Origin of the sequence: Pseudomonas sp. G166 (genome assembly GCF_037027455.2) — a bacterium.
Lineage (GTDB): Bacteria > Pseudomonadota > Gammaproteobacteria > Pseudomonadales > Pseudomonadaceae > Aquipseudomonas.
This window is the reverse complement of the sequence record NZ_CP146985.1, coordinates 2113684-2124993: the sequence shown is the minus strand read 5'-3', so window position 1 is coordinate 2124993 and position 11310 is coordinate 2113684. Positions and strand designations below refer to the sequence as shown.

Sequence of the window (11310 nt, the reverse complement as noted above, 5' to 3'; positions counted from 1 at the left end):
CCTTCCCCCGCTACAATTGTCGACTTTGTCGCAACGCTGGAGCTCAACCTTCCGTGCCCGTTCTGCGTCTTCCGCTACTCCCTGCCGCGGCAGGTAAACAGCACTGGGGCAACCTGCCCGGTGCCGCCCTGAGCCTGGCCATTGCCGAGGCTGCCAGCGCTGCAAAGCGTTTCACCCTGCTGCTGACCGCCGACAGCCAAAGCGCCGAGCGGCTGGAACAGGAGCTGAGTTTCTTCGCCCCGGATTTGCCCGTGCTGCATTTTCCGGACTGGGAAACCCTGCCTTACGATCTGTTTTCGCCTCACCAGGACATCATTTCCCAGCGAATCGCCAGCCTTTATCGGCTGCCGGAGCTCAGTCATGGCGTTTTGGTAGTGCCGATCACCACAGCCCTACATCGCCTGGCTCCGACCCAATTCCTGCTCGGCAGCAGCCTGGTGCTGGACATCGGCCAGAAGCTCGACGTCGAACAGATGCGCACCCGCCTGGAGGCCAGCGGCTATCGTTGCGTCGACACCGTGTACGAGCACGGCGAGTTCGCGGTACGCGGCGCCCTGATCGACCTGTTCCCGATGGGCAGCAAACTGCCGTATCGCATCGACCTGTTCGATGACGAAATCGAGACACTGCGCACCTTCGACCCGGAAAATCAGCGTTCTATCGACAAAGTACAGTCGGTCCGCCTGTTGCCGGCCAAGGAATTCCCACTGCAAAAAGACGCCGTGACCCGCTTCAAGGCGCGCTTTCGTGAGCGTTTCGATGTGGATTTCCGCCGCTGCCCGATCTTTCAGGACCTGAGCAGCGGGATTACTCCCGCCGGTATCGAGTACTACCTGCCACTGTTTTTCGAAGAAACGTCCACTCTGTTCGATTACCTGCCCCAGGACACCCAAGTGTTTTCCTTGCCGGGCATCGAACAGGCTGCGGAAAACTTCTGGAACGACGTGCGCAACCGCTACGAAGAGCGTCGCGTCGATCCTTCCCGTCCTTTATTGCCACCGGCCGAACTGTTCTTGCCGGTGGAAGACTGCTTCGCCCGCCTCAAGAGCTGGCCACGAGTGGTGGCGAGCCAGCAGGACGTGGAGACCGGGGTCGGGCGTGAACGCTTTGCGGCCAGCCCCTTGCCAGACCTGGCGATCGAAGCCAAGGCCACGCAACCCTTGGCGGCGCTGGCTGGTTTTCTCGACAAGTTCCCCGGCCGCGTATTGTTCACCGCGGAATCCGCAGGTCGTCGCGAAGTGCTGCTGGAGTTGCTTGAGCGCCTGAAACTACGGCCGAAGACGGTGGACAACTGGCCGGACTTCGTCGCCGGCAAGGATCGCCTGGCGATTACCATCGCGCCATTGAACGACGGCCTTGTACTTGATGACCCGGCCCTGGCATTGGTGGCCGAGAGCCCGCTGTTCGGCCAACGTGTCATGCAGCGCCGCCGTCGTGAGAAACGCGCCGACGCCGCCAACGATGCGGTGATCAAGAACCTCACCGAGCTGCGCGAAGGCGCGCCGGTGGTGCACATCGACCACGGCGTGGGCCGCTACCTGGGCCTGGCGACCCTGGAGATCGACCACCAGGCGGCCGAATTCCTCACACTGGAATACGCCGAGGGCGCCAAGCTCTACGTGCCAGTGGCGAACCTGCACCTGATCGCCCGCTACACCGGCAGCGACGACGCCTTGGCCCCTCTGCATCGCCTGGGCTCGGAAACCTGGCAGAAAGCCAAGCGCAAGGCCGCCGAACAGGTGCGCGACGTGGCCGCCGAGCTGCTGGACATCTACGCTCGCCGCGCCGCCCGCGAGGGTTACGCCTTCGCCGACCCGAAAGCCGACTACGAAACCTTCAGCGCCGGTTTCCCGTTCGAAGAAACCGTCGACCAGCAAACCACCATCGAAGCCGTGCGCGCCGACATGCTCGCGCCCAAGCCGATGGACCGCCTGGTATGCGGCGACGTGGGGTTCGGCAAGACCGAAGTGGCGATGCGCGCCGCGTTCATTGCCGTGCACGGCGGCAAGCAGGTGGCGATCCTGGTGCCGACCACCCTGCTCGCCCAGCAGCACTACAACAGTTTCCGCGACCGTTTCGCCGACTGGCCGGTGACCGTGGAGGTGATGAGCCGCTTCAAATCCACCAAGGAAGTCAACGCCGCCGTCGCCGACCTGGCCGAGGGCAAGATCGACATCGTCATCGGCACGCACAAATTGCTGCAAGACGACGTGAAGATCAAAAACCTGGGATTGGTGATCATCGACGAAGAGCACCGCTTCGGGGTGCGCCAGAAAGAACAACTCAAGGCCCTGCGCAGCGAAGTCGACATCCTGACCCTGACCGCCACGCCGATCCCGCGCACGCTGAACATGGCGGTGTCAGGCATGCGCGACCTGTCGATCATCGCCACACCGCCGGCCCGGCGCCTGTCGGTGCGCACCTTCGTCATGGAGCAGAACAAAAGCACGATCAAGGAAGCCTTGCTGCGTGAGTTGCTGCGTGGTGGCCAGGTCTATTACCTGCACAACGACGTGAAGACCATCGAGAAATGCGCCGCCGACCTGGCCGAGCTGGTGCCGGAAGCTCGTATCGGCATCGGCCATGGGCAGATGCGCGAACGTGAGCTCGAACAGGTGATGAGCGACTTCTACCACAAGCGCTTCAACGTGCTGATTGCCTCGACCATCATCGAGACCGGCATCGACGTGCCGAGCGCCAACACCATCATCATCGAGCGCGCCGACAAGTTCGGCCTGGCCCAATTGCACCAGTTGCGCGGCCGGGTCGGGCGCAGTCACCACCAGGCCTACGCCTACCTGTTGACCCCGCCACGCCAGCAGATCACTCCGGATGCGGAAAAACGCCTGGAGGCCATCGCCAACACCCAGGACCTCGGTGCCGGTTTCGTGCTGGCCACCAACGACCTGGAAATCCGTGGCGCTGGCGAATTGCTGGGTGATGGCCAGAGCGGCCAGATCCAGGCCGTCGGCTTCACCTTGTACATGGAGATGCTCGAACGCGCGGTCAAGTCGATTCGCAAGGGCGAACAGCCAAACCTCGACCAGCCGCTGGGCGGCGGGCCGGAAATCAACCTGCGGGTGCCGGCGCTGATCCCGGAAGATTACCTGCCGGATGTCCACGCGCGACTGATTCTCTACAAACGCATCGCCTCGGCCAGCGACGAGGAAGGCCTCAAGGACCTGCAAGTGGAGATGATCGACCGCTTCGGCCTGCTGCCGGAACCGACCAAGAACCTGGTGCGCACGACGCTGCTCAAGCTCAAGGCCGAACAGCTGGGCATCAAGAAAGTCGACGGCGGCCCCAACGGCGGTCGCATCGAGTTCGAGGCCCAGACCCCGGTCGATCCGCTGGTGTTGATCAAACTGATCCAGGGCCAGCCCAAACGCTACAAGTTCGAAGGGGCCACGATGTTCAAATTCATGGTGCCCATGGAACGCCCGGAAGAGCGTTTCAATACCGTAGAAGCGCTGTTCGAGCGCCTCACTCCGACCACTGCTTGAAGGACGCCAAATGCGCCTGTTTCGCTCACTGACCTTGTTGATGACCCTGGTCACTCCCCTGGCGTTTGCCGACGACCTGTATCAGGTTGAAATGATTCTGGTGCGCCAGAACGCCGAACCGGCGATTATCAGCCGCGCTGCACCAGAGGACTGGGACGCCGGCGCGCAGCGTCTGGACGCGAACAGCCAACGCACGCCAGCGCTTGGTGCCATCGTGGAGAAACTCAATGCCAGCGGCCAGTACACAGTCTTGATGCACAAGGCCTGGCAGCAGAACCTGGGCGAACAGGGCAGAAAAGTCGCCCTCAGCGATGGCACTGAACAGTTTGGTCAATTCCCTATCGAGGGCACCCTGGAACTGAAACTGGGCCGCTTCACCGATGTGGATGCCGATTTCTGGATCAACCAGATCGACGCCAACGGCCTGGTGACGGCCAGCGAACGCCTCAAACAGCAGAGCCATACCAAGAACGGCCAGTTGAATTTCCTCGACAACGGCCATCTCGGCTTGCTGATCAAGATCACCTCGCTGACCGCGCCCGCGCCACGGCAGGTGCCTGAAACCATTCCGGACTGATCGGCGCGCCTATGCCCTCGCCCCTGAGCAAACCCCTGGCACCTTCCTGGGTCAATCGATTCAAGGAACAGAGCCTGGAGCGCGGGCGCCGTTATGCGCTGGAAAACCGCGTCAGGATCGTCGAGGCCGGCGACAGCACCATCACCGCCAGTTGCGAAGGCTCTGGCGGTAACGTCTACCGTCAGACCATTCGCCTTAAAGAGTCAGCCAAGGGCACGCTGATTCTGCTCGAGGCCGCGTGTTCCTGCCCGGTGCGTATCAACTGCAAGCATTGCGCGGCGGTGCTGCTGCAAGTCCAGGAAACCCTGTCCTACCCTGCCGCCGAGAAAGACGCGCAGTTGCTGGAGAAACTCCAGGCAGTGCTGGACAACCGCAGCCCCAAGGCCCCGCCGCAGGTGCTGGTGGATAACGTGCAACCGGTGCCGCGCCTGTGGCTGGCAAGCATCGAATTCAGTGCCTTTGAACCGCGCAACGGCAAGATGCAGCGCTACATTCAGCACCGCGCCGCCCTGTCCTTCAGCTACCTGGACGAATACGTCAGCGGCCAGCGCAATACAGACGTGCTGATTCGCCAGGAAACACAGACACTGCGGATCAAACGCCATACAGATGTGGAACAGTCCTACCGCGAACAGCTACGAATCCTCGGCTTCAAGATTGCGACCCGGCAAAGCAAGGCCCTGCCGGAAAGTGCCGGCGAGCTGTACGAAATGGTCAATGACAGCGCCTGGCTGACGTTCACCCTCAACGACCTGCCAAAACTGCGCGACCAAGGTTGGGAGTTGCAGATCGACGAGGACTTCGGTTTCGACCTGACCGCCGTGGACGACTGGTACGCCACGGTGGAGGAAACGCCGGAACGGGACTGGTTCGACTTGGAACTGGGGATCATCGTCAACGGTGAACGCCTGAGTCTGCTGCCGATCCTGCTGAACCTGATGCGCTCGCACATCGAATTGTTCAACCCCGAACGCCTGGCCCGGCGCCGTGACGACGAACTGATCCTGGTCAACTTGCCGAACCGCCCGAACTCCGAGTTCGGCCCCCAGCAAGTGGCCCTGCCCTACGGCCGGCTGAAACCGGTGCTGGCGACCCTGGGCGAGTTTTACCTGCAAGAGCCCGGCACCACCAAGCTGCGCCTCAACAGCGCGGACGCCTTGCGCCTGAACCCGTTGCAGGACATGCCATTGAGCTGGGAGGGTGGCGAACACATTCGGGGCCTGGCCCAGCGTCTGCGGGACATCAAGGATTACACCACCACCGCACCAGAAGGCCTGAACGCGACGCTGCGGCCTTATCAGCTTGAAGGCTTGAGCTGGATGCAATCGCTGCGACAGCTGGAAGTCGGCGGCATCCTCGCGGACGACATGGGCCTGGGTAAAACCCTACAGACCCTGGCGCACATTCTCAGCGAAAAAAACGCCGGGCGCCTCGACCGGCCGTGCATGGTGGTCATGCCCACCAGCCTGATCCCCAACTGGCTCGACGAGGCAGCCCACTTCACGCCGCAGCTCAAGGTGCTGGCCCTGTATGGCGCCGGGCGCAAGAAACATTTCGAACGGTTGGCCGAATACGATCTGGTCCTTACCACCTACGCGCTGCTGCCCAAGGATGTCGAGCGCCTCGCAGCACAGCCGCTGCACGTGTTGATCCTGGATGAAGCCCAGTACATCAAGAACCCCACCAGCAAAGCCGCCCAGGCGGCCCGTGAACTCAATGCCCGGCAGCGACTGTGCCTGTCCGGCACGCCCCTGGAAAACCACCTGGGCGAATTGTGGTCGTTGTTTCACTTCCTGCTGCCGGGCTGGCTCGGGGACGTCAAGAGCTTCAACCGCGACTACCGCGTACCGATTGAAAAACGCGGTAGCGACGTACGCCTGCAACACCTCAACGGCCGGATAAAACCGTTCCTGCTGCGCAGGACCAAGGAGCAAGTGGCGACAGAATTGCCACCCAAGACCGAAATCATCCATTGGGTGGAACTCAGCGATGCCCAGCGGGACGTCTACGAAACCATGCGCCTGGCCATGGACAAGAAAGTCCGCGATGAAATCACCCGCAAAGGCGTGGCCCGCAGCCAGATCATCATTCTCGAGGCGCTGCTCAAGCTTCGCCAGGTGTGCTGCGACCTGCGCCTGATCAACGATGCAACCCTGCCCGCCCGGGGCAGCACCTCCGGCAAGCTCGACAGCCTGATGGAAATGCTCGAAGAACTGTTTGAAGAAGGTCGCCGGGTGCTGCTGTTTTCCCAGTTCACCTCCATGTTGTCGCTGATCGAAGATGAGCTGAAAAAGCGCGGCGTCGATTACGCGATCCTGACCGGCCAGACCCGGGATCGACGCACGCCCGTCAAGGAATTCCAAAGCGGCAAGCGGCAGATTTTCCTGATCAGCCTGAAGGCCGGCGGCGTAGGCCTGAACCTGACCGAGGCCGACACGGTGATTCACTATGACCCGTGGTGGAACCCGGCCACCGAAAACCAGGCAACCGACCGCGCCTATCGCATCGGCCAGGAGAAGCCGGTTTTCGTCTACAAACTGATTGCGCGTGGCACGGTGGAAGAGAAGATCCAACTGCTGCAGAAGGAAAAATCCGACCTGGCGGCCGGCGTGCTGGACGGACGCGTGGCCGGAGACTGGAAACTGCAGAGCGACGATATCGAGGCACTGTTTGCGCCGTTGCCGGATAAGCTGGAGAAGCGCTGATCCACACCGATCCCCGTGGGAGCCGAGCTTGCTCGCGATAGCGGTGGTTCAGTTCATGCAGATGTTGACTGTGCCGCCGTCATCGCGAGCAAGCTCGCTCCCACACTGTTCCGAGGCGGTGGCAGAACGAGTGCTCACCAAAACCCCTCGTGAGAGCGAGCTTGCTCGCGATAGCTGACTATCAGACAACGGACTTAATCATCCACTAGCCAGCCATCAACACCCGCGCCAAGGTCGACTTCACCTTCCCCATCCCGTCATGCAGCGCCTGCTCGATCTCGGCCATGGTGATCACTGCCGTGGACTTGCCTGCCGCCGGGTTGACCACCAGGGCCAGGCAGGCGTACTCCAGGCCCAGTTCACGGGCCAGCGCCGCTTCCGGCATGCCGGTCATGCCGACAATGTCGCAACCGTCGCGCTCCAGGCGGGCAATTTCAGCCACGGTTTCCAGGCGAGGTCCTTGAGTGCAGGCATATACGCCATGGCTGCTGTAGCCGCAGCCTTCGGCGGCGAGGGCTGCGATCAATTGTTGACGCAAAGACTCCGTGTAGGGGTAGCTGAAATCGATGTGGGTCACCGCTTCCAGGTCATCGGCAAAATAGGTGTGCTGACGGCCGCTGGTGTAATCGATCAGTTGATGGGGCACGCAGAAATGCCCGGTCCCCATCGCAGCATGAATGCCACCCACGGCGTTGACCGCCAGGATCGCCTCGGCGCCGGCCTGCTTGAGGGCCCAGAGATTGGCGCGGTAGTTTACCTGATGGGGTGGAAAACGATGGGGATGGCCATGGCGAGCCAGGAACAGCACTTCGCGCCCGGCATACTCACCGATCTGCACCTCAGCCGATGGCGCGCCGTAGGGCGTCTCAACCGCCAGAGACTGGCGAATGGTCAGGCCTTCGAGCTGGGTCAGGCCAGTGCCGCCGATAATTGCGTAAACGGTCATGAAAAAGTCCTTAATCGATCAATTGAGCGGCTTTAAGCGCACCGATCGCCGTCAGCCAGCGCGGGTCCTGGCGATATTCTGTGGAGGCGAAGGCCTGGCCGCGCATACGGGCAATCCGCGTCGATGGCTGGACCTTCAGCCGCTGGACGGCACTCAAGGCCAGCTCTGCCGCAGCGCGATCGTTGCACACCAGGCCCATGTCGCAACCGGCCGACAAAGCGGCCTCGATACGACTGGCAGCATCACCGACCACATGGGCACCGGCCATCGACAGATCATCACTGAAGATCACGCCGTCGAAGTGCAACTCGCCTCGCAGGATGTCCTGCAGCCAGCGTCGGGAAAAACCCGCGGGATTGGCATCGACCTGCGGGTAGATGACATGGGCCGGCATCACCGCCGCGAGCTGTTTGCTCAGCCTGGCGAATGGCACCAGGTCGTTGGCGCGGATCTGCTCGAGACTGCGCTCATCGTTGGGAATGGCTACATGGGAATCAGCCTCGGCCCAACCGTGCCCGGGGAAATGCTTGCCGGTGGCTGCCATCCCGGCGGCGTTCATGCCGCGGATGAAGGCACCGGCCAGCAACGCGGCACGCTCGGGGTCGCCCTCGAAGGAACGACTGCCAACCACCGCACTGCGTTGGTAATCGAGGTCCAGCACCGGGGCAAAGCTCAAGTCGAGGCCAACCGCCAGTACTTCAGTGGCCATGATCCAGCCGCACTGCTCGGCCAGGTATTCGGCATCCGGATTGTCGGCAATCGCTCGCATCGCCGGCAACCGCACAAAACCCTGGCGCAGGCGCTGCACGCGGCCGCCTTCCTGATCGACCGCCAGCAAGAGGTCGGGACGGACAGCGCGGATCGAGGCACTCAATTCGCGCACCTGCCGCGGATGTTCAATGTTGCGCGCGAAAATAATCAGCCCACCCACTTCGGGCTGGCGCAACAAGTGGCGATCTTCAGCCGTCAGCCAGGTACCGGCGACGTCCACCATCAACGAGCCTTGCAGGCCAGCAGTCATAGCACTTCCTTAATAACGATGAACCTCACAGACACGACCGCGCCACCGAGCTCCAGGCCCGGCAGATCACGGTTGCGCGATGAAATATGAAGCGGGTTCGAAACGAGAGTCGGCATGGGCGGCTAGCTTAGCGGATGTAGACAGCCGCGCCCACCCGTGCACTCAAGCCTTGGCGAGTGCCGGGGCTGATTTGCTGCGCGGACGCAATTGTGCGGCGGCCATGGCCTCATCGGTGACCCCGCTCTCAGCTCGCATGCCGGCAGCCAGGAATGGCACCATCAGGCGCATCACCTGCTCGATCGACGTGTTCACACCGAAATCGGTTTCCGCGATGGCCCGCAATGCCTTGATACCCGACATGCTGAACGCGGCGGCACCAAGCATGAAGTGCACGCGCCAGAACAGCTCGATCGGCGGAATCTGCGGCGCGGCCTCATTGACCAGTAGCATGTAGCGGCGGAACACCTTGCCGTACATGTCCTCCAGATAACGCCGCAAGTGGCCCTGGCTCTGGCTGAATGCCAAGCCCAACAAGCGCATGAAAATGGAAAGATCGTTACCGCTGCGTGGCTGCACGGCAAGCGCTTGCTCGACCAGCATTTCCAGCAATTCTTCCAGGGTAGGCTTGACGTCAGGCTTGGCCTGGCGCCGCTCCAGCTCGCGATCGAGGCTGAGGCAGAAAGGCCCGAGGAAGCGCGAAAAAACCGCTTGGATCAAGGCTTTTTTCGAACCGAAGTGATAATTCACCGCGGCCAGGTTGACCCCGGCCTTGCTGGTGATCAGACGCAACGAGGTTTCGGCGAAACCTTTTTCCGCGAACAACTGCTCGGCAGCATCGAGAATGCGTTCAACGGTTTCCGACTGGGCCATGGCTACTCCGCCTGACAAACACTTGTTTGAAACATACGTTTCAGCCTTGGGGTTGTCAAGCCTGCCGGGACGTTTTGCGAACGCCCGGTCAGTTATTTAACCACACCTTTAAACAGGCTGTAGCCATGTCGCTTCCAGCGGCACGACCGACCGTCCAGCGGGCGGTGAAAAAAGGAGGATTGCCAAGCGCTGTCCACTGTATATAATCCCAGTCACTGTATAAAAAGACAGAGCGATCAATATGCTAAAGCTGACGCCACGCCAAGCAGAGATTCTGGCCTTCATCAAACGCTGCCTCGAAGACAACGGCTACCCGCCGACCCGCGCGGAAATCGCTCAGGAACTGGGTTTCAAGTCGCCCAACGCGGCTGAAGAACACCTCAAGGCGCTGGCCCGCAAAGGTGCGATCGAAATGACGCCGGGCGCTTCCCGCGGCATTCGCATTCCTGGCTTCGAAGCCAAGGCCGACGAAACCACCCTGCCAATCATTGGCCGGGTCGCAGCAGGCGCCCCGATCCTCGCCCAGCAGCACGTCGAGGAGTCCTGCAATATCAATCCTTCATTCTTCCATCCACGGGCTGATTACCTTCTGCGCGTGCACGGCATGAGCATGAAAGACATCGGCATCTTCGACGGCGACCTTCTGGCGGTCCACACCACGCGTGAGGCCCGTAACGGCCAGATCGTTGTGGCACGAATCGGTGATGAAGTGACCGTCAAGCGCTTCAAGCGCGACGGCAGCAAGGTCTGGCTGATCGCCGAGAATCCCGAGTTCGCCCCCATCGAAGTGAACCTGAAAGATCAGGATCTGGTCATCGAAGGCTTGAGTGTCGGCGTCATTCGCCGCTAAAGGAGGCTTTATGCAGTTCCCACACACACCACAGCACACACAACTTCCGCTGTTCGAGGCATTCATGGCCCAACCGCTGGTTCCAGTCCTGAAAGAGGTCATCGAATCGCCCTGGGGCGTCGAGCCGGAGGCTTTCAGCGAGCTGTCGTTACGTGGTGCGGCTGGAAACTGCCTGAACCTGTTGGCGCCGATTCTGCGAGAACTGAGCCAGGACCAAGACGCTCGCTGGTTGACGCTGATCGCGCCGCCAGCCAGTGTCACCCAGGCCTGGCTGCGGGATGCGGGCCTGAACCGTGAACGGATCCTGCTACTGCAACCACGAGGCACCCAAAGCGCCCAACAGCTGACGTGTGAAGCCTTGCGCTTGGGTCGCAGCCATACGGTGGTCAGCTGGCTCAATCCGTTGACCACAACCGCACGGCAACAGTTGATCAGCGCCGCTCGCACCGGGGACGCACAAAGCCTGAATATTCGATTGGGCTAAACAAACGCGGGGCTTCTCCAGGACAGAGAAGCCGGTCAGCTATACTAACGTCCAAAAAACCGACAGACGGGATCAATGAAGAACCCGCGGCCCTTCTTCCTTGCTGAATTCGCCTTCAACCAATCGACCGGCCATCTGAACGCCCACGCTCAGCATCGCCTTGGCGACTTCGACATGTTGGCCCTGAAGGAATACCTTGGCATCTTCTGAGAAGTTCAGGGTAACCAGAGAACCTTCGTCCTCAGCCCTGCGCAGCTCGATGCGGCCATCAGGAAGTTCGACAATTTCTAGAAAGGACGTAGGCATAAAAGTCTGTTCTCCACCAAAGGCGAGGATTATATAGCCATCAGTCAG

At 61.3% G+C, this 11310-nt stretch carries 9 protein-coding genes; 5 read left to right on the top strand and 4 right to left on the bottom strand.

The window, feature by feature from the left end:
• Positions 1–53 precede the first annotated feature (53 nt).
• The 3 genes from mfd to SGN16_RS09490 are packed head-to-tail and all read left to right on the top strand — an operon-like array spanning position 54 to position 6785.
• Entirely contained in the window at positions 54–3503 is a 3450-nt protein-coding gene (mfd, locus tag SGN16_RS09500) for a transcription-repair coupling factor (RefSeq protein ID WP_335944865.1), read from the top strand.
• Positions 3504–3513: 10 nt separating this feature from the next.
• The gene (locus SGN16_RS09495; RefSeq protein ID WP_335944866.1) at positions 3514–4080 is read left to right on the top strand and encodes a CsiV family protein; all 567 of its coding nucleotides are present in this window, start codon (positions 3514–3516) and stop codon (positions 4078–4080) included.
• Between the two features lie 11 nt (positions 4081–4091).
• Complete coding sequence (locus SGN16_RS09490; RefSeq protein ID WP_335944867.1) at positions 4092–6785, top strand: DEAD/DEAH box helicase; 2694 nt, start codon at positions 4092–4094, stop codon at positions 6783–6785.
• Between the two features lie 205 nt (positions 6786–6990).
• Here the strand turns inward: SGN16_RS09490 and SGN16_RS09485 are convergent, their stop codons facing one another.
• The 3 genes from SGN16_RS09485 to SGN16_RS09475 all read right to left on the bottom strand — a co-directional run bounded on the left by SGN16_RS09485 (position 6991) and on the right by SGN16_RS09475 (position 9622).
• Positions 6991–7731 (bottom strand): S-methyl-5'-thioinosine phosphorylase, encoded by a 741-nt coding sequence (locus SGN16_RS09485; RefSeq protein WP_335944868.1) that lies wholly within the window; start codon positions 7729–7731, stop codon positions 6991–6993.
• 10 nt (positions 7732–7741) lie between these two features.
• Positions 7742–8752 carry a beta-N-acetylhexosaminidase gene (gene nagZ / locus SGN16_RS09480; RefSeq protein WP_335944869.1) on the bottom strand — a complete coding sequence of 337 codons (1011 nt, stop codon included), beginning with the start codon at positions 8750–8752 and terminating at the stop codon, positions 7742–7744.
• A 162-nt stretch (positions 8753–8914) separates the two neighbouring features.
• Positions 8915–9622: a TetR/AcrR family transcriptional regulator gene (locus SGN16_RS09475; protein ID WP_210643676.1), complete on the bottom strand. Its 708-nt coding sequence runs from the start codon at positions 9620–9622 to the stop codon at positions 8915–8917.
• 241 nt (positions 9623–9863) lie between these two features.
• On the opposite strand from SGN16_RS09475, the gene lexA reads away from it, so the two are divergent.
• Together lexA and sulA are read left to right on the top strand one after the other, a co-directional pair.
• Positions 9864–10472 (top strand): transcriptional repressor LexA, encoded by a 609-nt coding sequence (gene lexA / locus SGN16_RS09470; protein WP_003199651.1) that lies wholly within the window; start codon positions 9864–9866, stop codon positions 10470–10472.
• A gap of 10 nt (positions 10473–10482) precedes the next feature.
• The gene (gene sulA, locus SGN16_RS09465) at positions 10483–10956 is read left to right on the top strand and encodes an SOS-induced cell division inhibitor SulA (RefSeq protein ID WP_210643675.1); all 474 of its coding nucleotides are present in this window, start codon (positions 10483–10485) and stop codon (positions 10954–10956) included.
• Positions 10957–11028: 72 nt separating this feature from the next.
• Here the strand turns inward: sulA and SGN16_RS09460 are convergent, their stop codons facing one another.
• A complete protein-coding gene (locus SGN16_RS09460; protein ID WP_122568400.1) occupies positions 11029–11262 on the bottom strand; it encodes a hypothetical protein in 234 nt (77 codons plus the stop codon).
• Between the last annotated feature and the right edge of the window lie 48 nt (positions 11263–11310).

Coding starts and splice junctions, on each gene's coding strand:
- SGN16_RS09460 (WP_122568400.1), bottom strand. CDS start 11,262: ATGCCTACGTCCTTTCTAGAAATTGTCGAACTTCCTGATGGCCGCATC.
- SGN16_RS09495 (WP_335944866.1), top strand. CDS start 3,514: ATGCGCCTGTTTCGCTCACTGACCTTGTTGATGACCCTGGTCACTCCC.
- lexA (WP_003199651.1), top strand. CDS start 9,864: ATGCTAAAGCTGACGCCACGCCAAGCAGAGATTCTGGCCTTCATCAAA.
- nagZ (WP_335944869.1), bottom strand. CDS start 8,752: ATGACTGCTGGCCTGCAAGGCTCGTTGATGGTGGACGTCGCCGGTACC.
- sulA (WP_210643675.1), top strand. CDS start 10,483: ATGCAGTTCCCACACACACCACAGCACACACAACTTCCGCTGTTCGAG.
- SGN16_RS09490 (WP_335944867.1), top strand. CDS start 4,092: ATGCCCTCGCCCCTGAGCAAACCCCTGGCACCTTCCTGGGTCAATCGA.
- SGN16_RS09485 (WP_335944868.1), bottom strand. CDS start 7,731: ATGACCGTTTACGCAATTATCGGCGGCACTGGCCTGACCCAGCTCGAA.
- SGN16_RS09475 (WP_210643676.1), bottom strand. CDS start 9,622: ATGGCCCAGTCGGAAACCGTTGAACGCATTCTCGATGCTGCCGAGCAG.